This is a genomic window from Pseudomonas sp. DD1, assembly GCF_044510355.1.
Taxonomy (GTDB): Bacteria; Pseudomonadota; Gammaproteobacteria; order Pseudomonadales; family Pseudomonadaceae; genus Aquipseudomonas; species Aquipseudomonas shahriarae.
The window spans coordinates 396,616-419,946 of sequence record NZ_MSAJ01000011.1; the positions used below are offsets into that span (position 1 = coordinate 396,616).

The window sequence follows — 23,331 nt, forward strand, 5'->3', positions numbered from 1 at the left end:
GCCAGCCAATGAAAAAGCCCTGACCTGTCAGGGCTTTTTTGGTTTTACGCCGTGCGGACACGGCTTTGCCGGGGTTGAGGGCAAGCGCGGTTATGCGCCAGCGTGAGCCCGACTCAGCAATTGAGCGGTAATGTCGGCTTGACCGATTTTTTCTCCCCGATTGAACAGATCAATACAGACCTGGTTGGTTTTGAATGACGGCTCAGGCGCCTCGAAGCTGCCTTGTGGCGCCAGTAGCAAGGGGCTGTTCGTCGGAATCGGTCGATCCAGCGTGAAACTCAAGGCCAGCAGGTTCATCGGGGTGCCCAGTGGGATGCGTCGGTGGGTGTGAGCAATCTGCATGAAGCACTGGCGCGCAACTTCAAGGAAATACACCATCGAGTAATGCTTGGGGCCGCCCTTGCGGAAAAAGTGCTCGTCGGGCGGTTGAAGGGTTTCGACGCTCAAGCCCCGAGCGACATCGCTCATGTCGCTGACCAGAACGTTTTCTTGTCTGTCCTTGTGCAGCAGAGCCTTGTCGCGGCAGGCGGTCGCAGTGAACGGGGCGGCGGGCAACGCCTCGTGTGCCGAGCTGTATGCAATGCCCAGGGTGCAGGTGCACATGAGCTTGCCGGCTTGCCGGACCTTCGCGCGAAATACCTGGAGGTCTTGGTCGTATTCCAGTTGCAGGTCAATTGCCCCTTGTTTTTGTACGTACCGCTGGAACTTGATCGTCAGGTCGTTGACATACGCGACCCGGCCACTGCGTGGAGGCATGGCGAGTTCGGTCAACTGCAATACCCCCTCGATCAATAAAATGCCGGGGACATGGTCCAGTGGGTGATCAAAAAAATAGGGGTGTGCTTCATTCACCAGCAATTGCGCGTGCAGTGACTGTGCACTGCGTTGAACATTGCTGATCACGATGTTTTCCGGGCTGCGCTGCCAGTGCTCGGCAGGCCGGGCGTGAGCGTCGCGGCGCAGGGCGCAAAGCGCTTCGATGGCACGCACCCTGACACGCAGCGCCGAGAGCAGCGTGTCTGTCAGTTGATCGCTGAGTGCCAGCGCGCCTGTTTCATCGTTTTGCAAATCAACCACAGGGCTGGCAGGACGGTCAGGCCCGATGAATGACTGCAACGCCTGAGGCTGCGGGTGCGCGAAGCGCAATTCAAAGGGGCGCTTGATGGCTGGCGGGCATTCGGGGGCGGTGCCCCCCCACTCCCGCAGTTTCTCGGTGAATAACCACATCACCGGCTTGCCGGCCTGGCGCACCTCGATCACCGAGTGAACCGACGCATTCATCATCACGGCCAGCAGGGTTTCGACGCCGGTGGCTTCAGCCAGGCAACCGGTCATGGCTTGCCATGAACCGCCGACAGGGGCTGCCGTCGGCTGCAACTCACACACCTCAATATGCTGGACATCGCTTCGCGCCCGGCCCAGCCGTGCGCACGCCGCTTCCAGGGAGGTGGCGACATGGCCCAAGACCGCTGCGCGGATCACCAGCACAGGTGTGTCACTGGTTTGCGCTCGATAGGGCCGCAAAGCGAACACCCCCATGCCCTCCCCCTGCAGGGTCGGTGACTGCCGAACGCGCTCGATTTCGGCTGGCGCACTGATAAAGCGCCCCGCACCGAGCAACAGCGTGGTGATGCCTTCGTTGAACCATTGTTGCGAGGCCAGCAGGGCGTGCCAGAACACCCCAGGCGTGCCGACCAATGTCTGATGAAAACCCTTGAGGTCGAAAATTTTCGCCGGGTACCCCGACAACATGCTCGGCAAACTGGTTGCCACGTCCGCCGCATCCTGCTCGGGTGGCATGCCCTGTGCCCGGCCGAAGAAGTTGTGAATACGGCTATAGGCGTTACTGAAGTGCGCGCCGCCCAAGTTACAGCACATGACCATCGCGGTCTCGGGTGAGCCGGCTACCCCCGGCAGGCGGCGCAGTAAGTGATTGACGCGATCGGTGATCAACAGTTTGAACGGATCGACACTGGCCAGCAGTTTGGGGCCCATGCCGAAGCCATCGATATCAATGACGTGGTCCTGCGCCAAGAATCGCCCTGGCAACGGCTGAACCGAAGTGGCCGGGTAATCAACAAAGCGCCCGTGGGGAAAACCAACCAAGGGGGCCGCAGGCTGATCAAGTTGTTGCTTGAGTGAGTGTAACGAGAGGTGGCTGCCGATCGCCGCCTCCGCCTCGACAATGCCCAGGTCCAGTAGCAGCACGCCGGGGCTGACTCGGGAGGCCATGGGCTGGTTGCCGGGCAGGTATTGATCCACCACCAGGTGCGCGTTGGCACCGCCAAAACCAAAGCTGGAGATGCCGATGCGAATCACCGACTGGCGATCAGCCAAGGGCTGTCCCTGCCCGCTCGCAAGTTGCAGGCAGGATTCATCGACCTTGGCGCTTGGCGAGTAGTCGGGCTGGGGTGGAATGGTTTTTTGAGCCAGTATCATCAACGTCTTGGCGAGCGAAGCACCTCCTGCGGCCGCCAAGGGATGCCCAATGACAGATTTGATCGAGCCTATGGGTAATTTTTTACCCTCGGTACGATAGGCACCGAAGAAACTGTTCAGCGAGTCGAGTTCTGTCGCATCACCCAGCGGGGTGCCCGTACCATGGGTCTCGATATAGTCCACCGCGCCGGGGTCCAGGCCGAGATAGGCGCGTTGGTACGCCGTATATTGGGCCTGCTTGCCGGGTGCAAACACTGAACCCTCTGCGCCATCGGCCGACAGCCCCAATGCGCGCAGTATGCCCAGAGGGCGGCGCTGCGCCTGCAGGGCTTGGGATACCGGCTCGACCAGGAAAGCCACCGCGCACTCACCCGGCACAATACCGTCCGCGTCGCGACCGAACGCCTGCATCCGGGCCCTGGGTGAAAACGCCGTCAACTGGGAAAACCCCAGGAAAAGTGGAAGCGGCAGTACCGTGTTCAACGCCATCACGATAGCGTTATCCGCTTGCCCGCTGTTGACCAGAGCCTGGGCCATGTTCAGCGCGTAGGGGAACGAACTGCAGGCGGTGTCGACGGACAACGCCGGCCCTCCCAGCCCCAGCGCCAACGCCAACTCCGCCACTTGTTCGCCGGGCGCATAGCCCTGTGGCACACGGGCCTCAGTCGATGTGGGGGCAAGGAAAAAACTCTCGTCGCTCCAGGACGTCGCGACGACCAACGCTGTGCGCTCCCTGATCAACGCCGAACCTTGTGCAGTCAATTGGGCAAGGAGTGCCTGCAGCACTTTCAGGCCAATGGCGACCTGCCTTCCTTCATACCGTGAAGGGGTCGCTGCGCTATCAGACAGGCAATAGGCACTGTCCAGGTAGGTGCGGTTTTTTTCCCCGACCGTGGCTGAATAGATCGACGCTTTATCCAGCTCCCAGCGTGGCAGCATCGAATTCAGAGGCGCGATCTGCCCTTGTGCCAGCAAGTGCCAAAGCGCATCTACTGATGGCGCCCCAGGGAACTCGCCAGCCATGGCGCTGAAGCAAAAATCCCCCTCTGGTGTCACCGTGCTCTGCATGTCGTTTCCTCCTGATTGCAAAAATTGCAGCGGGGCCTGTCTCAGCTCAGCCTTTCCAAAAACCACAGCGTGTCCCGCGGCGTACGACATGACATCAACGCTTCACCGGCAAACTGGCTGGCAGAGCACTGCTGTGCCAGTGCTTGGCAAAATGCTTCGCGGGCAAAACCATTGAGTCCCAGCTCGGTGAAGGGCGTATCAATATCGAACGCTTTTGGCTCGCCCGGGATCAGCGGTACCAAAGCGTCGAACAGTTGTTGGCTGAAGGCCGGCTCGGCGCTCTGGGCCTCAGGCGTTTGCGCAGCACTTGCCGGCGCGGGGGGCGACTCGGGCGCGGCCAGAGCCGCTTTAATCAGTGCGATAGTGTGTTGCGGGCACTTGGCGTTGAGCAATTGAGTGCCGCTGGCTTTGAGTTCCGGCCACAGGTCGACGAGCGACTCGAGGAATTCCATCTGCACCAAAGAGTCCAGCCCCAGGCTTTCATAGGGTTGTTCCTGGTCGATCTGATCTACGGTAAAACCGGTGATAATTGCCAGTTGTTCAAGCACCGAGGCTTCGACATCCACAGCTGGCAATTGCGCACTGCCTGGCTCATCAAGAGCGGCCGTTGCCAGTGTGGCTGAGTTCAAGTACGACGTTTCCAGCGGTGCAACAGTTGGATTAAGCGGTACTTCAACCCGACGGGAAAACGCGCCCTCAAGTACTTGTTTGTGAGCATTGAGATACTGCACCGTGACGGTTTCGGCCTGAGCCAGCAAACGCATCAATATTGATTCCTTCGCTGTATCCGAGTCGCCCAGCGAATCAATGATCCTCTCTGATAGAGAGAAATAACTCTGGACCATTTTTCCATTGGATACGATAAATTCCTGAACAACATCGCCAAGTTCAAGGCGCATGGAGACCTCCTAACCGAAGTTAAATTTGGTTATTTAAAACAAACTATCAGTTCATCGCCAACGTGGGCCTTGCGCAAACTAATGAACTGCGCACACAGGTTTAAATCGGCAGCGCCGTTAAATCATTTTCGCTGGAAGTTGCTTTTTTGTTCACCTTGATCAGCCCGGATCGCACGTGCAGATACGTCATCAGCGTAGTTATATCCAGCCCCTGAAAAGCGATATAGCCGTCAGGACGAATCAGCATCAATGTGCCTGCCCGCGCGTGATAACGCTTGTGCAAGCGCCAGTCCGGGTCCAATAACGTCGAATGTTGAAACGGCGCCCCTGCACTGCCGAGGGCATCAATAACGCAGTAGGCCTTGATACCTGGGTAATCCGTCTGCACTGCATCAGCCAGTGCGTAATAACCCGGCAGTAAAGAGGAAAATTGATCGGCCGCACTGAAGACCAGTAACGTGAACGTTCCCTGGAACAGATCCATCAAGCGTCTTGGCGGCGTACCCGGGGGTTGCCATAACTCAATATCGGGAGCCAGTTGGCCGGCACGAGGCGCTGTGGTCGGGAACCGCGACTTCCTGCCCTTTTTATTCCAATGCGCGCGCTGCTTGTTCGTCAGGGACTCTTGAATACCGGCACTTTTGCCGTAGCGGTAATGATGAGCGCAAATCATCGAGGCCAACGTGCGCTGGAGCGGGCGCCAGTCACCCAGCAGTGGCAGGATGTTATCCCGCAGCCAGACAAGCACTCGGTACACCATGCTCTCGGCTCGCAAGGTTGTCGGGAAGCACTCTTCGTTATAGCTCTGCAGCAATGCGGGGGCTGCCAGGCCCTGATCGACATAGGCGATTTTCCACGCCAGGTTATAGGCCTCCCCCATCCCCAGGTTAATCGCCTGATCCGCCAGAGGGTGGCCGATAGGCGCCGAATCGCCTGCCAGGAACACGGCATCGTGCTGCAGTGCCTGCACACGACGCGGCTGGGACGTGGCAATGCGGCGATGAGCACCGTCGCAGGCGACCATCCAGCGAGCGCTCAAACGTTCGTCGCGGCCATCAGCATGATGCAGGAGCATCTGCACGGATTGCGGCTGGTTCTGCAGTTCGACCAGTTCGGTATTCCACTCAACACCCAGGCCCGATGCATCAAGACGCTCAAGCAGGATTTGCTCTAGCGTCGACGCTGGCAAGCTGAGTAAAAAAGGGTAACAGGCATCCAGATAGGAGAAGTTATCGTTCGGAACCCGTTTGCCGTTCGCCTGCAGCGAAAACTGCTTGAGCGTAAAACCGTTGCTGACAGCCTGTTCGGCAACCCCCAGGTGCCGGAGCATTTCCAGGGTTCTTGAATGCACGACCCGTGACGTGGTGGCAGTCGAAGGGCCGGCATTCTTGTCAATAAGGCGAAAAGAAACGCCCCATTTCTGCAGTAGGTTTGCCAGTAGCAGGCCAACAGGTCCGGCACCCACGATCATGACCGTCGTCGGCACAGCGCATGGCCCGGGGACTGAAGTGTTCGAGGCGCCCATAAGTCAGTACCAGTTTCGATAAAAGGGGGCGTTGGCAATACCGAGCAGGGCATCGTCGCCGGATGAGTCGCCGTAGGCGTAAATGTAGTAGTCATCAAGGTTGGCCAGGCAGCCTCTGAGCCGTATGACTTTCTCCGGCCCAACACAGTTGGTGCCTGAGATGCCCCCCGTCAGCCTGTCGCTCTCGGTTTCCAGGCGAGTGCCGCACACATAGTCGAACCCCACTGCCGCCCCCCAGGGAGCCAGGTAGTTCTCTGGCGAGTTGCTGACCAGCGCCGTGACATGCCCCATGGATTGATGCCATTGCAGCCGGCGCAGCGCCTCGGGCCTGATCCAGCGTGGCAATTGCTCAGTCACGAAATGCCGCGCGTGCTCACGCTCCTGCTCCACCGACACGCCACCCAGGTAACGCGCAATAAACGCCAATCGAGCCTGCATCAACGGGGTCACGCCCAGAATCACGCTGAACACTTTTGGCAGCAGCCAGATCATTTTGAGCCAGAACATTTTTGTTCCCGCGACGTAACGCATATAGCGCCAGAACGTATGCCGGTCGGAGAGCGTGCCGTCAAAGTCAAACACCGCCAATACCGGTGGCGTGCCATCAGCTTGCATGGCTGTGCTCCTTGAGAACCATGATCTCAATGGTCTTGGGCAGTTTGAACCCCGAGAGGTGCTGAGAAAGCAGCGTGGAAATTGCGCTCTGAGTCAGCCCGGCACGCCCCTCGACACACAGGTGCAATGCGTTGACCTCTTTGTGGTCGGGAACGATGTAGGCTTTTGCACGCACCGCATTGGGATGTTGCATGGCGACGGATTCGACCTCCAACAGATCGACCATCTGCGCTTTGATCTTTGAGATGCGTAAGCGTTGACGATAGAAAAACACATGCCCATCGTCATCGCGCCAAACCAGGTCACCCGTGTGCAGCCAGCCGTCACGGAAGAACCGCTTATTGGCTTCTTCGGCATCGTCGTAACCGTCAATCACCATCGACCCGCGTACCAGCAATTCGCCGATCCGCCCTGGTGCGACGTCTTGCCCTTGAGCATCGACGACGCGCAGCTCCACGCCCCTGATCGGCTGCCCCATGGCACCGCGCTGCGCGACGCCAAGCGTACTCTGTAGCAGCACGGGCATGCTCTCGGTCAAGCCGTAGCCCTGCAATACCGGTTTGCAGCCCAGCAACCGCCCCAGTTTCTCCGCTTCGTCCGCGGGTAGATGGCTACCGCCTGAGTAAATCATCAGTTGAGGGTGCATCGGCAACAGCGCGCCTTTGCGCTTGGCCAGTCGGCTATTGAAATAGCGAATGACATCAGGCACCAGGCAGGTATAGGTGACCTTATGCCGGGACAGAACTTCTGCCAGGTCCCTGTTGAGCAAGGTATCGGTCATCAACAGCGTGGCGCCCACGCTCAATGGAAAGATCATCATCGCCGACAGCCCGAAGATGGCGTGCAGCGGCAGCGTGACCAGATGGACGGAGCCGACCCCTTGGCGATGAATATGCTCGTGCATGCCGTCGATTGCATGCGTCACGTCAAGGTAGCGGTGAGGAACCGCCAGCGGTTTGCCGGTGCCCCGATAAGTGAACTGTATCGAGACGACTGGGTTGCCTTCAGGCAATACCAGCGGTTCGTTGCGACACATAAGCTGAACATCAGGCGTCGCATTTTCAGGCAGCGATGAGGACTCACCCACGTCCAATAACAAGGAGTGACGAACGCCGTTGGCGAGTTGGAATATTTCGCTGTGTTTTTCGAAGAGCGCAGCTGTTGTCACAACCAGCACAGGCCTGGCGCTGCCCACCACACTCGCCATTTCAAATGGCGTCAACTTGTAGTTAAGAATGACCGGAATTGCACCACGTCCAACGATCGCTAAAAAATAAGCGATAAATTCAACACCGCTGGGTAGAACAAGTGCAACTTTGTCGCCCGGCAAGATATTTAAAGTGCCGAGCGCACCGTTACACTGCTCGGCTTTTAGTCGTAACTCGCGATATGTCACAACCCCTGTGTCGACATCCAGATTCCTGATAGCGATATGTTCAGGAAAGGACTCTGAGATCCCGAAAAATCGGTGTAGAAAGCCGTCCTGACACAGCAAGGATTCCATTTATTAATACTCCTGATGTTTCAAACCAGTGAATTGGACTAAAGCACCTTAGGCACAGGTAGAGTGACGAGGCCGTTTATACTTCCAGGGCGCTTGGATCTTACTCATCTGAGGATCGAATACATGTAGGACACTTCAACATGTAATGCCGAATTATCTTTGAAACACTTTTAAGTTCCAGTCTAGGGAACCCGCATAGGCCTCTTTTCACCAACGCAACAGTGCCAGGCGCAGACCCTGGGCTTCCAGAACCCCTGCATGCAAGCCAGGCTCAAGTTTATCGGGCGGCAGGCGTTGCACCTGGCCGACCAATTGAGCTGACCGTAGCAAAAGACCCAGGCGCGATGCCTGGGTCTTGCCGATCGGTCAGCCCTTCTGTTTCGTTACCCACTGGCCATAGGCATCAATAAACGCCTGCAGGAACGGTTTGGTTTTCTCCGACAGTTTGCCCGCCTCATCGAACGCACTGCCCGCGCCTCCCAGGTAGGCTTCTGGCTGCTGCATGCACGGCACATCCAGGAACACCAGGGACTGGCGCAAATGGTGGTTGGCGCCGAACCCACCAATGGCCCCCGGTGAAACGCTGATGACCGCACCTGGCTTGCCGCTCCAGACGCTCTGGCCATAAGGACGCGAACCCACATCAATGGCATTCTTCAAGGCCGCCGGCACCGAGCGATTGTATTCGGGGGTGACAAACAGCACCGCATCGGCCGCAGCCACCTGCTGGCGGAAGGTGCTGTAGGCGGCAGGCGGCGCTGAGCCATCAAGGTCTTCGTTATACAGCGGCAATTCGCCGATTTCGACGATGCTGAGCTTGAGGTTTGCAGGCGCCAATTGCGCCAATGCCTGGGCGACCTTGCGGTTGATCGACTGTTTTCTCAAGCTGCCGACCAGTACGGCAATCGTGTAGACCTTGCTCATGGGGCTTTCCCGACATCTGACTAAAGGAACCTGTAGTTATAGAGCCTTAGCCGGCCTATCACCAGCAGGTTGTGCCCAATCGGCGGCTGTTTTGCGCCGTGATCTACCTGTAGGAAAAATAAGCAGCACATCATCGAATAGTATTTTTTCTATGTAGGTAAACTACCCGCCTTAATGACGGTCTACAGAACCGCAAATCGGTGTTTTTCTCCAGAGGTTCTAAACAGATGGCAGCAGTACTTGTCGGACAATTCCATGCCCGCGACGCGGAAGGCCGCGTTTATTCCGTGCATGAATTCCAGGAGTCCACCTCGACAGACGGCGGTTCAGAACCTGTCATTTCCTACAAACTGGCGATTGGTGATCGGGTCAACAAAGTCGATGACAACACCTTTGTGCTGGTCCAGTCGCAGGTTTCGCTGACCCGCGAGCCCGAAAACACGCCTGTTTGATAAGGCTGTGCCTCCAGGCAGAAGTCATATGAGCGGACTTGGGTTAGGATTCACCCGGTGAATCCCTTACCTGCTGAACATGGACTTCATGCATGCGTTTACGTCATATCGAAGTGATTCAAGCCATTTTGCAGACCGGACACCTCGGCACCGCCGCCGAATGGTTGCAATTGGCTGTGTCCGATGTGGACGCCACCCTCAAGGACGCTGAGCAGCAACTGGGATTCATGCTGTTTGCCAGCGTCCGCGGGCGGTTGCAGGCCACCCGGGAAACCCTGGCGATGCAGGCACAGATCGCCCATCTCTACGAAGCCCTGGAACCGATACAACGCCTGGCCAGCAGCCTCAAGCATCATCATGCGCCGCCGCTGCGCACGCTCTGTACACCGCCGTTGGCCAATCAGTTGCTGCCGCAAAGCATTGCGCTGTTGCGTCGGCGTTTCCAGGACACCCCCTGCAACCTGTCCAGCCAGCCGACCCGCGACATCGTCAGGAGCCTGTTGCTGCAAGAGGCCGACCTGGGCCTGAGCCTGCATGATCCCGAACACCCGCAAATCACCAGTACCGTGCTGGCCCAGGGCAAGTTGCAGTTGTTGGCGCCCCATGGCTGGCTCAAGCCACGGCAGAAATACATCGCCCTGCAAGAATTGGCCGGCCAGTCGATGATCGGCCTGGAGGGCCAGGACCCGTTGAGCCAGTTGCTGGACAGCAAATTACAGGCGCTGCGCCCGTTGCCGGTAATCCAGACACGGGTGCAGACCTATCAGATGATGCGCAGCATGGTCGAGGCCGGCGAAGGGTTGGCGGTGGTCGATCCCTTCACCGCCAGTGGCGCGCGTGAGGCCGGGCTGGATACCTGCCCTTTATCACCGCCGATCCTGGTAAGCCTGTATGGCTTGACGGTCAAGGACAGCAGCCCGAGCCCGGCGCTCAATGCGTTGCTGGAGATTGTCACGCACAAAGCGCAGGGCCTGTTGTCGCCGGTCAATTAGCCCCCGCCCGGGTGGGGCTCAGCCGAACAAGCGATACCAGAAAATCGCCACCTCACGCGTCTGCGGATCAATCCCGCGATAACGCAGATGGTCGATCCCGCCCATGACGTAGCCGCTGCGTTCATACAGCCGACAGGCCCCGAGGTTGTTGTTCTGGGTCTCCAGCATCATCCCCGGCAGGTTTTTCTTGCGGCTCCAGAACTGTGCCACGTCGAGCAAAGCCTTGGCCACGCCATGCCGGCGTGCCGGCAGCACCACGGCCAATTCATCGACATGGGCATAGCCATTCCAATTGGTACTGACGACGATATGGCCAACCGGCCGATCATCCAGATAAGCCATGAATACCGCGCTGTCGGCGGCATCGCGATAGCTGGCGAACTCCTCGGGATCAATGCCGTAGCATTTGCGGTACGGCAGGATCTGCTCCACCGCCCACTGATCAACTGGCTTGCCCAGTTCCGGCGTGCCATATACGCACACCTCAAAGCTGAAATCATTGCCCCACACGTAGGCGTCAAATCCCTCGTCGGCGACTCGCACACTGAGCCCCGGGTACTTCGGATTCACTACAGCTTGCATAACCATCCTTAACACTTGATGCAATCGACGGTGTAACAACGACCGTTGCCGTCGTCTTCGTGTTGTAAACCATGCACATCGGCGACAAACCCCGGGAAGCTGCTATCGAACTCCCGGGCAAAGGCCAGGTAGTCGATGATCGAGCGCGTCGATTCGGTAAAGCGCTCCCCCGGCATGATCAGCGGAATGCCCGGCGGATAAGGCACCAGCATCACGGCGGCGATACGCCCTGGCAAGGCATCTATGGACACGGCCTCGACTTCACCGCGTACCAGTTGGTCATAGGCATCGGCCGGTTTCATGGCGATTTCCGGTAACACCGTGTACATGCGCTTAAGGTGCTTGGCCGTGGCGTTGCTGCGATAGCAGCCGTGCAACTGGTCGCACAAGTCTTGCAAACCCATGCCCTGGTAGCGCGTCGGGCCCTGCTCGAACACCGATGGCAGGCAACTGGCCAGGCTGCTATTGGCGTCGTAACTGCGCTTGAACTCCAGCAATTCCGTGAGCAGGGTACTCCACTTGCCTTTGGTGATCCCCATGGAAAACAGCACGAGGAATGAATAGAGCCCGGTTTTTTCCACCACCAGGCCACGCTCCCAGAGGAATTTACTGACCACCGCCGCCGGGATTCCGCAGTCACTCAAGGCACCGCCCGCCGTGAGGCCGGGCATCACCAGGGTGACCTTGATCGGGTCGAGCAACACATAGTCTTCGGTGATATCACCAAAGCCATGCCAGTCGGCCTCGGGCTGCAGCAACCAGTCGGCCGTCGCCACCCGGTCAATGCCCGCCACCGAAGGCGGTTGCCAGATGGAGAACCACCAGTCATCGGCGGCAATATGCTGGCGCAGATTGGCCAGGGCCCGACGGAAACTCAGGGCCTCATCGAACATCTCCTGGAGCAGCGAACGCCCTGCCGGCCCTTCCATCATGGCCGACGCCACGTCCAGCGAGGCAATGATGCTGTACTGCGGCGAGGTAGAGATGTGCATCATGAACGCTTCATTGAACCGGTCACGGTCCAGTTGCCGTGCCCCGCCGTCCTGTACATGGATCATCGACGCCTGGCTGAAGGCCGCCAACAACTTGTGGGTCGAATGCGTGGTGAACACCAGCGGGCTATCGGGCGTACGCGAAGTCCCCATGCCATAGCGCCCGGCGAAAAACTCGTGGAAGGCCGCGTAGGCATACCAGGCCTCGTCAAAGTGCAGGACCTCGACACTGTTGCCCAATTGTTGCTTGATCAGCTCGGCGTTGTAGCACAGGCCGTCATAGGTCGAGTTGGTCACCACCGCCAGCTTGACCTTGGGCTCGCGGCCCCGGGTCAAGGGGCTGGCCTCGATCTTGGCGAGAATCGACTCGCGGCTGAACTCGGTCAGCGGAATCGGGCCGATGATCCCCAGCTCATTGCGCTCCGGGCACAAGTACAGCGGGATCGCGCCGGTCATGATGATCGAGTGCAGCACCGACTTGTGGCAGTTGCGGTCCACCAGCACCAGGTCATCGCGGCCGACCATGGAATGCCAGACGATCTTATTGGCGGTGGACGTACCATTGATCACAAAGAAGGTATGGTCGGCGCCAAAGTTGCGCGCCGCACGGGCTTCAGCTTCGGCCAAGGGGCCGGTGTGATCCAGCAGCGAACCGAGTTCCGGCACCGACACCGACAAATCCGAACGCAGGGTATTTTCCCCGAAAAACTGATGAAACGCCTGCCCCACCGGGCTTTTGCGATAGGCAACACCACCGCCGTGGCCGGGGGTATGCCAGGAGTAATTGGAGTCGGCCGTGTGCTGCACCAGGGCCTTGAAGAATGGCGGCAGCAGGCCATCGAGGTAAGTACGCGCCGCCCGGGCCACCTGCCGGGCCAGAAATGGCACGGTGTCTTCGAACAGGTAGAGAATGCCGCGCAGCTGGTTGAGTTCACTCATGGCGTCGGCCGGGGCATTTTCCAGGGTGACTTGCTCACCCAGGGCAAAGATTGGCAGGTTGGGCGCACGCAGGCGCGCCAGTCGGATCAGCTCGACCATGTTCTGCAGCAGATGGGTATTTTCCCCGGCGCCTTCAGCGGCGATCAGCATGCACGCCAGCCCATGATGGGTCGAGGCCACCAGCCGGCCCTCGGCATAGTCCACGGCAGAAAAGATACTGAAACCTTCTTGCTCCAGCTCCCGGGCGATGCCCCGGACCCGATCACCGGCGACGGTGTCGGCCTTGATATCACGGTGCACGATCAGGATAGGGAACTTCAGGTCTTTGTACATGGGGCTTGGCGTCCTGAGAGCGATGTACTCAGGGTAGAAGCTGGGAGCGAATGTCGCGAATGAAGATTTCGAAGCCTATACAGAACCAATGTGGGAGCGGGCTTGCCCGCGATGGCGGTGGATCAGTAACAGCTGCACTGGCTGTCAAACCGTAATCGCGGGCAAGCCCGCTCCCACACAAGCCTGCTCCGACATGTTTAGACCGTGCCGGGCCCGACTAGTGTTGGGTCAACTGGGTCCACAACGCCGGCGCACCCGCCGACTTGGCGATGGCTTCCAGGCGTGCCGCGTGCTCGGCCATGTCCTGCTCGCTGGCGCGGATGATGGTCGTGGGCTTGCGGTCCGCCGGCAGGCGACGGATTTCCGAAGGTCGGTTGCCCGAGCCTTCGGCCGAACCGTTGCCATCGGAGGCGTTGCCGGCCAGGGACAGGCTGGTCTGCCCGCCCGTCATGGTCAGGTAGACGTCCGCGAGAATCTCGGAGTCGAGCAAGGCGCCGTGCAGTTCACGGCCGGAGTTGTCGACGCCATAGCGTTTGCACAAGGCGTCGAGGCTGTTGCGCTGGCCTGGGTGGCGCTCACGGGCCATCATCAGGGTGTCGAGGATCGAGCAGTGACGGGTGATGTCCGCCCGATCCGTCTGGCCCATCAGCGCGAATTCGTTGTTGATGAAACCCACGTCGAACGCCGCGTTGTGGATGATCAACTGCGCGCCGTTGATGAACTCGAAAAACTCATCGGCAACTTCCGCAAAGCGCGGCTTGCCCACCAGGAATTCGTTGGTGATACCGTGGACGCCAATGGCGCCTTCGTCACTTTCCCGGTCCGGTTGCAGGTACACGTGGAAATGCCGGCCGGTAAGGCGGCGGCCCATCAACTCGACACAGCCGATTTCAATGATCCGGTGACCATCGGTCACCGGCATGCCGGTGGTTTCGGTATCGAGTACAACGGATCGGATGGCCATCAGGGTTCAGCTCTCAACGGTGTGTATTTCAAGGGGCGGGATATTAGCACGCTCTATAACCGGAGCGCCCCCTGGAGGAACGCCGCGAGCCCTCGCCCAACAGTTTTTTACAAGGTTTAGCAAAGCTTGCGCAGTTTGCTATCAAGCGCCTTGTTAGCCTGCGCCGCTCCTTACAGATGCGTAAAAATCTACCCATGCTCAAGCCAAACTATCTGCTCGCCCTATGCCTGATGGGCGCTGCCCATGCCCAGGCCACCAGCTTTGTGATGACCACCGACGCCCTGGTCAGCCTGTCGATGAGTGCCACCAAGGGCACCAGCAGCAACTTCAAGGATGACAAGATCGTACTGGCGGCCAAGGACGATGCCGCAGCGTTTGTTGCCAGCCACGGCGAGATACGGGGTGTCCAGCTGGAGTCGGCATTGCAGCACATTCGCCGTACCTTGCCGGCGTTACGCGATACGGACGAGCAACTCGCCCGGGGGATTCTGGCGTTGTGATTTCAGCGATTGCCAGATCCAGGACCGCGCCAGCCAACAAGGGCTATGGGGAACCTCAGCTCTGCTTGTAACCGCGCACGTCATCCACGCCACGATTGGCCAATTGGTCGGCCCGCTCGTTGCCCGGGTGGCCGATATGCCCGCGCACCCATTTCCAGGTGATGTTATGGCGGTTGCACTGTTCATCCAGCAACTGCCATAGGTCGGCGTTCTTTACCGGCTCCTTGGCTGCAGTCTTCCAGCCGCGTTTTTTCCAGTTGACCATCCACTCGTTGATGCCTTTCATGACGTACTGCGAGTCCGTCACCAGCAGCACGTCGCAACGGCGCTTGAGCTCCTCCAGGCCGCGAATGGCGCCCATCAGCTCCATGCGGTTGTTGGTGGTGTTGGGTTCGCCGCCCCACAACTCCTTCTCCACGCCCTTGCACACCAGCAAGGCGCCCCAGCCGCCCGGACCAGGATTGCCCTTGCAGGCGCCGTCGGTAAAGAGTTCTACGCTATCGGTCATTACGCTATCCATCAAAGCGGGTTGCCGGTAATCGACCGACAGCTCCCGAGGTCGCACACGACGACCTGAATGCCAAAAAGTGAGTTATTGCTCGCTGGAGCGCCGGTTGACCTTGGCCAGGGGCATTGGCACCAGTTTGCCGATGGGCTCGCGCCGGACCTGGCTCACCGGTCGCAGCCCGACCACGATCTTGCGGGCTACCAGCAGGTAGAAACCGCCCCCGGACAACTGCCAGGCCCCGGCACGGCGCTCCCAACCGGCCAACCGGCCCTGCCACTTGGGCGAAGCAAGCGGCGGACGATAGCACCCGAAGCGACGTTTCTCCAGCGCGAAGCCCAGCAGGTTCAACCAGTCGCTGACCCGTGAGGGCGAGATGCAGCGGGCCTGGCGCAGCGCATCATGGGCGAAGACATGCCGCAGGCCCCAGGAGCTCCAGGGGTTGATGCCGACGATCAACAGATGGCCACCCGGGCGCACCGCGCTGGCCGCTTCACGCAGCAAGCCATGGGGCGACAGGCAGAAATCCAGGCCATGCTGCATCACCACCACATCGGCGGCGTGCTCGCTCAAAGGCCAGGCCTGTTCTTCGCAGACAATCTCGACCCCCGGCAACGGCGCGCCCAGGCGCACATTGCGCTGCACCTGGGGCGCGGGCGGCGGGGTTTGTGCCGAAGGGCCGTAGTGCACCAGGTAGCCGCCAAAGAAGCGCTCAAGCTCTTCTTCGAGCATAAGCCGCTCCTGTTCCAGCAGAAATTGCCCGATCGGCCCGGACAGCCACTCACGGGCTGCGCTGATCAAGGCCAGCCACTCGGGATCGGCCTGGGCGAACGCTTTATCAGTCATTGCATTCTCCAACTCGCCAAGACGTTCTAAGATGCACCAATGTGTTCAGCTTGGCGAATAGAAGAATGATACAGATCAGTGCCCTGCCCGCCTTCACCGATAACTACATCTGGTTGTTACAGGACCATCGCAGCCATCGTTGTGCCGTGGTCGATCCGGGCGATGCCGCGCCTGTCATGGCGTGGCTTGCGCAGCACCCGGACTGGACCCTCGGCGACATCCTGATTACCCACCACCACAATGACCACGTGGGCGGCGTAGAGCAGCTCAAGCAAGCCACAGGCGCCAAGGTCTATGGCCCGGCCAGCGAAAAAATCCCGGCCCGTGACGTCGCGCTCAACGATAACGACCGGATCGAGGTGCTGGGCTGGGGCTTCGACGTGCTCGCCGTGCCGGGACACACCCTGGGACATATAGCCTTTTATCATCATGGCTTGCTGTTCTGCGGCGACACCCTGTTCGCCGCCGGTTGTGGGCGTTTGTTCGAAGGCACGCCGCAACAGATGTACAACTCCCTGGAGCGCCTGGCCGCGCTGCCGGCCGACACGCTGGTCTACTGCACCCACGAGTACACCCAAAGCAACCTGCGCTTTGCCCAGGCCGTGGAACCGCACAACGCCGATATCGCCGAACGGGTGGCTAAAGTCAGCCAACTTCGGGCAGCCGGCAAGATGACGTTGCCCTCGACCTTGGCCCTGGAAAAACTCACCAACCCGTTTTTGCGCACCGCCGAAACATCCGTTAAACAAAAAGCGGACGAGTGGGGGAACCGCGATAACCGCGCTGGGAGCGAGGTTTTTGCTAGCTTGCGAGCGTGGAAAGACACGTTCTAAGCAGACAGGTTCTGATACGAAATTTCTGAATGGTTGACCGGAACCCAAGCGCTTTCTAGAATCGCCCGACATTTTTGCCCGGAACTAACTTCCAGCCAATGTCGTCATCTATTCGTAAGTCCAACCATTCAGACGCATTGACCCGCCTGGCTCAAGCCATTGCGGTGGCCGTATCCGCAACTCTGGCGGGCTGCCAAACCACTCATTTCGCTGCACAATCCACCGTGCAACCCAAACCCGTACTCACAGCCAAGATCAAGCAAAAACCCCTTTGGCTCTCAGAGAAGCCAAGCCCGCAGGTCCCCCAGGATGTCTGGGAGCGCATGCGCCAGGGGTTCCAACTGCAGGACGGTGTCGGCGTCAACCCGCGTATCGAGCAACAGCGCCTGTGGTTCGCCAGCAACCCGTCCTTCCTGGAGAATGCCGGCGAACGCGGCAGCCTCTATATTCACTACATCGTCGAACGCCTTGAAGAACGCAACATGCCCCTGGAGCTGGCGCTGCTGCCAGTGATTGAAAGTGCCTACAACCCAATGGCCTATTCACGCAGCGATGCGGTCGGCCTGTGGCAATTCATTCCCTCCACCGGGCGCTACTTCAACCTGCGCCAGACCCGTGCCTACGACGGCCGTCGCGACATCACCGCCTCCACCACCGCCGCCCTGGACTATCTGACACGTCTGCATGACATGTTCAACGGCGACTGGCTGCTGGCCCTGGCGGCCTATAACGCGGGTGAAGGCACGGTCAGCCGGGCCATCGAGCGCAACGAGAAGCTCGGCCTGCCCACCGACTACTGGAACCTGCCGCTGCCCCAGGAAACCAAGGACTACGTGCCCAAGTTCCTGGCGCTGTCCCAGGTGGTGCTGGCCCCCGAGGCCTACGGCGTCAACCTGAACCCGATTGCCAACACGCCGTACTTCGAAATGGTCGAAGTCAAGCAGAGCATGGACCTGTCCCGGGTCGCCGCGCTGGCCGAGATCGACGAAGACGAACTGTTCCAGCTCAACCCGGCCTTCAAGCAACGCACCACCCTGGACGGTCCCCAGCATTTGTTGGTGCCCACCTCCAAGGCGCAGTTACTGGCCAGTAGCCTGTCCTCGATGAACCCCGAGGAATTGTTGAGCCTGCGCCCGAAAAAGCCGGTGTTTGACGAAGTCGAACACAAGGCCGTGGCCGGGCGCTCGCGCAGCTACAAGGTCAAGAGCGGCGACAACCTGACGCTGATTGCCAAGGCCAACAAGGTCGATGTGCATGACCTGCAGCGCTGGAACAAGCTCAATGGCCAGGCCCTGAAGGTTGGCCAGACCCTGGTGATGCAGGACACCCGCAGACTGGTGGCCAAGGCTGGCGGCAAGAAACCGGTGCAATACAAGGTCAAGAAAGGTGACTCGCTGTACATGGTTGCCAAGCGCTTCAACGTCGAGATGCAACATCTCAAGCGTTGGAACCCTCGCACTGGCCAGGCCTTGAAGCCGGGGCAGATGCTGGTGGTTTCCGGGCCAAGATAAACCGAGTGCACGCAGGCCTGTATGGGAGCCAGCTCCCATACAGGCCCTGCGCACCGCTCAAGATCCCTCCGAGCCTGAAAATGGCCTTTTCAACAGTCTTTTTCCAAGTGGAACAAGCTGTTACTGTACCGATCATAAAGCCCAAGCCGCCCGGATCGGATCTCTGACTTGAAGCGTCCCCTCCTTCTACTAATAAGTCTGGCCTTGAGCTTTTGCGCGAATGCGACCATTACCGAGAACCACGGTTATGCGCAGTTCGGTACGCTCAAGTACCCGGCCAAATTCACCCACTTCGATTGGGTAAACCCCGCAGCGCCCAAGGGCGGCACCTTGCGGGTCATGGCATTTGGCACGTTTGACACCCTCAACCCCTATACCTTCAAGGGCTCCAGCCCGGTCTCCACCGCCAATTTCCTGCAATACGGCGTTAACGAGCTCAACGAGCCGCTGATGGTCGGCACCGGCCAGTACGCCCCATCCGGCGACGAGCCCACGTCCAGTTATGGCCTGATTGCCCAATCTGTGGAGTACAGCGAGGACCGCAGTTGGGTGGTGTTCAACCTGCGCCCGCAAGCGCGCTTCCATGACGGCAAGCCCATTACCGCCGACGACGTGGCGTTTTCCTACCGCACCTTGCTGACCGAAGGCCATCCGCAATACCGCACCAACCTGCAGGAAGTGGCCCGGGTGGATGTACTCAACCCCCATCGCATCCGCTTCGTGTTCAAGCGCGCCGGCAACCCGCTGTTGATCCTGCGCCTGGGCGAGTTGCCGGTGCTGCCTCAGCACTACTGGAAAAACCGCGACTTCAAGGCCACCACCTTCGAGCCGCCGCTGGGCAGCGGGCCCTATCGCATCAGCCAGGTGCAACCGGGCCGGCAATTGGTGTTCGAGCGGGTCAAGGACTATTGGGGCAAGGACCTCCCGGTCAATCGCGGGTTCTACAACTACGACAAGGTCGAGGTGGAGTTCTATCGCGACAGCGACGTGGCCTTCGAGGCATTCAAGGCCGGCGAATTCGACATTTATATCGAACACCAGGCCAAAAACTGGGCCAATGGCTACAACTTCCCGGCGGTGAACCGTGGCGAAGTCATCAAGGCGCAGATTGCCCACCAGATCCCGACCCAGAGCCAGGGCCTGTTCATGAACAGCCGGCGCGCCACTTTCAGCCAGGCCAAAGTGCGCGAAGCGCTGGGGCTGATGTTCGATTTCGAGTGGACCAACCGCACCCTGTTCAGCGGCGCCTATAAACGCACCCTGAGCTACTACCCCAACAGCGAATTCGCGGCCAGCGGCCTGCCGGTGGGTCATGAATGGCTGATGCTCTCGCCCTATCGCGACCAGCTACCGGCCAATCTGTTTACCCAGGCCTTCAGCCTGCCGCAGACCGACGGGCGCGGCATCCCCCGGGAAACCTTGCGCCGCGCCCTCGGCCTGCTGGCCGAAGGTGGCTGGACACTCTCTGGCCAGCGCCTGCTCGACAGCAATGGCCAGCCGCTGCGTTTCGAAATCCTGCTGGTCAACCCTAACCTGGAGCGCATCCTGCAACCTTACGTCGAAAACCTGCGCAGCATCGGCATTGATGCCCGCCTGCGTACGGTGGACCGCGCGCAGTACAAGCAGCGCCTCGATCAGTTTGATTTCGACATGATCCTGATGACCCTCAACCAGACCTTGAGCCCTGGCCTTGAACAGTGGCAGTACTTCCACTCCAGCCAGGCCGCGATCAAAGGCAGCAAGAACTACGCGGGCATCGCCAACCCGGTGGTCGACCACCTGCTGGAGCAACTGCTCGCCGCGCAGACCCGCGACCAACAAGTCGCCGCCGGCCGGGCCCTGGACCGGGTCCTGCTGTGGCAGCACTACAGTATTCCCAATTGGTATCTCAACTATCATCGCCTGGCGTACCGTAACCGGTTCGCCTTCGTCACCACGCCGCCCTACAGCCTGGGCCTGAGCGCGTGGTGGCTGAAAGCTTCGGAGAAACCCCAATGATGCCTTTGCGTACTGCGATTATCAGTGGCCTGTTGTTTTGCGCCCAGGCCGTTGCTGCCCCACAACATGCCTTGACCCTGTATGACGAGCCGCCCAAGTACCCGGCCAATTTCAAGCATGTCGACTACGTCAACCCGGATGCGCCCAAAGGCGGCACCTTTCGCGAAGCAGCCATGGGCAGCTTCGACAGCCTCAATCCGTTTATCAGCAAGGGCGTGCCCGCCGATAACATCACCCTGGTCTACGACACCCTAGCCCAGCAGGGCCTGGACGAGCCCATCACTGAATATGGCCTGATCGCCGGCAAGATCGAAAAAGCCCCGGATAACAGCTGGGTACGCTTCTACCTGCGGCCCGAAGCGCGCTTCCACGATGGCCATCCGGTGCATGCCGAAGATGTGGTGTTCACCTTTGAAACCCTGATCACCCAGGGCAGCCCGATCTACCGCACCTACTACGCCGACGTCGCCGAAGTGATCGCCGAAGACCCGTTGCGCGTGCTGTTCAAGTTCAAGCACACCAGCAACCGCGAACTGCCGTTGATCCTCGGCCAATTGCCAGTGTTGCCCAAACACTGGTGGGCCGGGCGTGACTTTGCCAAGAGCAGCCTGGAGATCCCCCTGGGCAGCGGCCCGTACAAAGTGGCCGAGGTCAAGCCAGGGCGCTCGATCCGCTACGAGCGGGTCAAGGATTACTGGGGCAAGGACCTGCCCGTCAACAAGGGCCTGTACAACTTCGATTACCGCATCAGCGATTACTACCGCGACAGCACCGTGGCCCTGGAGGCGCTCAAGGCCGGGCAGTTCGATTACTGGCAGGAAATGACGGCCAAGAACTGGGCCAACGCCTACAACGTCCCGGCCGTGGCCGAGGGCCGGCTGATCAAGGAAGAACTGCCCAACGGCAATCCCACCGGGATGCAGGGTTTTGTGTTCAATATCCGCAAGCCGATGTTCCAGGACGTGCGGGTGCGCAAGGCGATCAGCCTGTTGATGGACTTCGAATGGACTAACAAGCAACTGTTCAACGGCGCCTATACCCGTACCCGCAGCTATTTCGAGAACTCGGACATGGCCGCCACCGGCCTGCCCAGCCCTGCCGAACTGGCGATTCTCGAACCGCTGCGCGGCAGGATCCCTGACGAAGCCTTCACCCAGGCCTTCGCCCCGGCAAAAACCGATGCCAGCGGCATGATCCGCACCCAGCAGCGCGAAGCCTACCAACTGTTGCAAGAGGCCGGCTGGCGCATTGTTGACGACAAGATGGTCGACACCACCGGCAAGCCGGTGAGCATCGAGTTCATGCTGGCCCAGACCGACTTCGAGCGCATCCTGCTGCCGTTCAAGCGCAACCTGGCGGACCTGGGCATCGAACTGGTGATCCGCCGGGTCGATGTCTCGCAATACGTCAACCGCGTGCGCTCGCGGGACTTCGACATGATGGTCGGCAGCTTTCCGCAGTCCTCTTCACCGGGTAACGAGCAGCGTGAGTTCTGGCAATCGAGCAGTGCCGACAAGCCCGGCAGCCGCAACTACATCGGCCTCAAGGACCCGGCCATCGACGAATTGGTGGAACAATTGATCAATGCCGACTCGCGTAACAGCCTGGTGGCCCACGCCAAGGCCCTGGACCGGGTCTTGCAGTTTGGCTACTACGTGATCCCCAACTGGCATATCAAGACCTACCGCGTGGCCTATTGGAATCACCTTGGCCACCCTAAAGTCCCGCCCCGCTATGACGTGGGCATTGCCACTTGGTGGATCAAGCCCCATCAGGCCCCGGCCGTAACGCCGCAACCCCAGACCACGGCCGATCCGGCGAGCGGAGGCGACTGACATGCTGGCTTATATTTTTCGCAGGTTGCTGCTGATCATCCCCACGCTGTTCGGCATTTTGCTGATCAACTTTGTGATTATCCAGGCCGCCCCCGGCGGCCCGGTGGAACAAATGATCGCCAAGCTCGAAGGCTTTGAAGGTGCTACCAGCCGTATCGCCGGTGGCGGTGCCGAAGTCTCGGTGGCCGGCTCCAGCTACCGCGGGGCCCAGGGCCTGGACCCGACGCTGATCAAGGAAATCGAGAAGATGTACGGCTTCGACAAGTCGGCGCCGGAACGCTTGTGGATCATGGTCAAGAACTACGCACAGCTGGACTTTGGCGACAGCTTCTTTCGCGACGCCAAGGTCATCGACCTGATCAAGGAGAAAATGCCGGTGTCCATCTCCCTCGGGTTATGGAGCACCCTGATCATGTACCTGGTCTCGATCCCCCTCGGGATCGCCAAGGCCACTCGCCATGGCAGCCACTTTGACGTGTGGACCAGTTCGGCAATCATCGTCGGCTATGCGATCCCGGCGTTCCTGTTTGCCATCCTGTTGATCGTGGTGTTTGCCGGCGGCAGTTATTTTGACTGGTTCCCGTTGCGGGGACTGACCTCCAACAACTTTGACGAACTGAGCTGGGGCGGCAAAATCCTCGACTACTTCTGGCACCTGGCGCTGCCGGTCACGGCCCTGGTCATCGGTAACTTCGCCACCATGACCCTGCTGACCAAAAACAGCTTTCTCGACGAGATCAACAAGCAGTACGTGATCACCGCCAAGGCCAAGGGCCTGACCAATCACCGCGTGCTCTACGGCCATGTATTCCGCAACGCCATGCTGCTGGTGATCGCCGGGTTCCCTTCAGCGTTTATCGGTATCTTTTTTACCGGCTCGCTGCTAGTCGAAGTGATCTTCTCCCTCGACGGCCTGGGCCTGATGAGCTTTGAAGCGGCGATCAACCGCGATTACCCGGTGGTGTTCGGCACCCTGTTTATCTTCACCCTGCTGGGCCTGGTGGTGAAACTGATCGGTGATTTGACCTACACCCTGGTCGACCCGCGTATCGACTTCGAAAGCCGGGAGCATTGA

At 59.6% G+C, this 23,331-nt stretch carries 19 protein-coding genes; 8 read left to right on the forward strand and 11 right to left on the reverse strand.

The annotated features are described in order from the left end of the window. Positions 1-90: 90 nt before the first annotated feature. The 6 genes from PSFL_RS09585 to PSFL_RS09610 form a co-directional block, all read right to left on the reverse strand. On the reverse strand, positions 91-3,507 hold the full coding sequence (locus tag PSFL_RS09585; protein WP_397469949.1) for a beta-ketoacyl synthase N-terminal-like domain-containing protein: 3,417 nt from the start codon (positions 3,505-3,507) through the stop codon (positions 91-93). Between the two features lie 41 nt (positions 3,508-3,548). Then, the gene (locus tag PSFL_RS09590; RefSeq protein WP_397469950.1) at positions 3,549-4,406 is read right to left on the reverse strand and encodes a polyketide synthase; all 858 of its coding nucleotides are present in this window, start codon (positions 4,404-4,406) and stop codon (positions 3,549-3,551) included. 100 nt (positions 4,407-4,506) lie between these two features. Further along, positions 4,507-5,877 (reverse strand): FAD-dependent monooxygenase, encoded by a 1,371-nt coding sequence (locus PSFL_RS09595; RefSeq protein ID WP_143110312.1) that lies wholly within the window; start codon positions 5,875-5,877, stop codon positions 4,507-4,509. Between the two features lie 57 nt (positions 5,878-5,934). Further along, positions 5,935-6,546 carry an HAD family hydrolase gene (locus PSFL_RS09600; protein ID WP_170044132.1) on the reverse strand — a complete coding sequence of 204 codons (612 nt, stop codon included), beginning with the start codon at positions 6,544-6,546 and terminating at the stop codon, positions 5,935-5,937. Further along, a complete protein-coding gene (locus PSFL_RS09605) occupies positions 6,536-8,050 on the reverse strand; it encodes a class I adenylate-forming enzyme family protein (RefSeq protein ID WP_057436783.1) in 1,515 nt (504 codons plus the stop codon). The genes PSFL_RS09600 and PSFL_RS09605 overlap by 11 nt, the downstream gene beginning before the upstream one ends. A 366-nt stretch (positions 8,051-8,416) precedes the next feature. After that, positions 8,417-8,974, reverse strand: a complete 558-nt coding sequence (locus PSFL_RS09610) for an NADPH-dependent FMN reductase (RefSeq protein WP_057436785.1) — start codon at positions 8,972-8,974, stop codon at positions 8,417-8,419. Positions 8,975-9,201: 227 nt separating this feature from the next. Here PSFL_RS09610 and PSFL_RS09615 point away from each other — a divergent pair, with 227 nt between their 5' ends. Together PSFL_RS09615 and PSFL_RS09620 are read left to right on the forward strand one after the other, a co-directional pair. Next, on the forward strand, positions 9,202-9,426 hold the full coding sequence (locus PSFL_RS09615) for a hypothetical protein (protein WP_057436787.1): 225 nt from the start codon (positions 9,202-9,204) through the stop codon (positions 9,424-9,426). 92 nt (positions 9,427-9,518) lie between these two features. Next, a complete protein-coding gene (locus PSFL_RS09620; RefSeq protein WP_057959400.1) occupies positions 9,519-10,418 on the forward strand; it encodes a LysR substrate-binding domain-containing protein in 900 nt (299 codons plus the stop codon). Between the two features lie 18 nt (positions 10,419-10,436). Here PSFL_RS09620 and PSFL_RS09625 read toward each other — a convergent pair whose 3' ends face one another. The 3 genes from PSFL_RS09625 to dnaQ all read right to left on the reverse strand — a co-directional run bounded on the left by PSFL_RS09625 (position 10,437) and on the right by dnaQ (position 14,222). Next, positions 10,437-11,000: a GNAT family N-acetyltransferase gene (locus PSFL_RS09625; protein ID WP_057436789.1), complete on the reverse strand. Its 564-nt coding sequence runs from the start codon at positions 10,998-11,000 to the stop codon at positions 10,437-10,439. A gap of 8 nt (positions 11,001-11,008) precedes the next feature. Then, on the reverse strand, positions 11,009-13,264 hold the full coding sequence (locus PSFL_RS09630; RefSeq protein WP_397469951.1) for an Orn/Lys/Arg decarboxylase N-terminal domain-containing protein: 2,256 nt from the start codon (positions 13,262-13,264) through the stop codon (positions 11,009-11,011). 217 nt (positions 13,265-13,481) lie between these two features. Beyond that, positions 13,482-14,222, reverse strand: coding sequence for a DNA polymerase III subunit epsilon (gene dnaQ / locus PSFL_RS09635; protein WP_162947798.1), 741 nt, complete (start codon positions 14,220-14,222; stop codon positions 13,482-13,484). Between the two features lie 200 nt (positions 14,223-14,422). Between dnaQ and PSFL_RS09640 the strand changes: the two genes are divergently transcribed. Then, positions 14,423-14,728 carry a DUF2388 domain-containing protein gene (locus PSFL_RS09640; RefSeq protein ID WP_057436795.1) on the forward strand — a complete coding sequence of 102 codons (306 nt, stop codon included), beginning with the start codon at positions 14,423-14,425 and terminating at the stop codon, positions 14,726-14,728. Between the two features lie 55 nt (positions 14,729-14,783). Here the strand turns inward: PSFL_RS09640 and rnhA are convergent, their stop codons facing one another. Continuing rightward, the gene (gene rnhA / locus PSFL_RS09645; protein ID WP_057436798.1) at positions 14,784-15,236 is read right to left on the reverse strand and encodes a ribonuclease HI; all 453 of its coding nucleotides are present in this window, start codon (positions 15,234-15,236) and stop codon (positions 14,784-14,786) included. Positions 15,237-15,320: 84 nt separating this feature from the next. Continuing rightward, a complete protein-coding gene (locus tag PSFL_RS09650; protein ID WP_057436800.1) occupies positions 15,321-16,079 on the reverse strand; it encodes a class I SAM-dependent methyltransferase in 759 nt (252 codons plus the stop codon). A 65-nt stretch (positions 16,080-16,144) separates the two neighbouring features. Between PSFL_RS09650 and gloB the strand changes: the two genes are divergently transcribed. The 5 genes from gloB to PSFL_RS09675 all read left to right on the forward strand — a co-directional run bounded on the left by gloB (position 16,145) and on the right by PSFL_RS09675 (position 23,331). Then, positions 16,145-16,912: a hydroxyacylglutathione hydrolase gene (gloB, locus tag PSFL_RS09655; RefSeq protein ID WP_057436801.1), complete on the forward strand. Its 768-nt coding sequence runs from the start codon at positions 16,145-16,147 to the stop codon at positions 16,910-16,912. A 98-nt stretch (positions 16,913-17,010) separates the two neighbouring features. Beyond that, positions 17,011-18,423, forward strand: coding sequence for a lytic transglycosylase domain-containing protein (locus PSFL_RS09660; RefSeq protein ID WP_057436803.1), 1,413 nt, complete (start codon positions 17,011-17,013; stop codon positions 18,421-18,423). Positions 18,424-18,591: 168 nt separating this feature from the next. After that, positions 18,592-20,421: an extracellular solute-binding protein gene (locus PSFL_RS09665; RefSeq protein ID WP_271043799.1), complete on the forward strand. Its 1,830-nt coding sequence runs from the start codon at positions 18,592-18,594 to the stop codon at positions 20,419-20,421. Further along, a complete protein-coding gene (locus PSFL_RS09670) occupies positions 20,418-22,256 on the forward strand; it encodes an extracellular solute-binding protein (protein WP_057436805.1) in 1,839 nt (612 codons plus the stop codon). Before PSFL_RS09665 ends, PSFL_RS09670 begins: the two co-directional genes overlap by 4 nt. A 1-nt stretch (position 22,257) precedes the next feature. After that, complete coding sequence (locus tag PSFL_RS09675) at positions 22,258-23,331, forward strand: microcin C ABC transporter permease YejB (RefSeq protein WP_057436807.1); 1,074 nt, start codon at positions 22,258-22,260, stop codon at positions 23,329-23,331.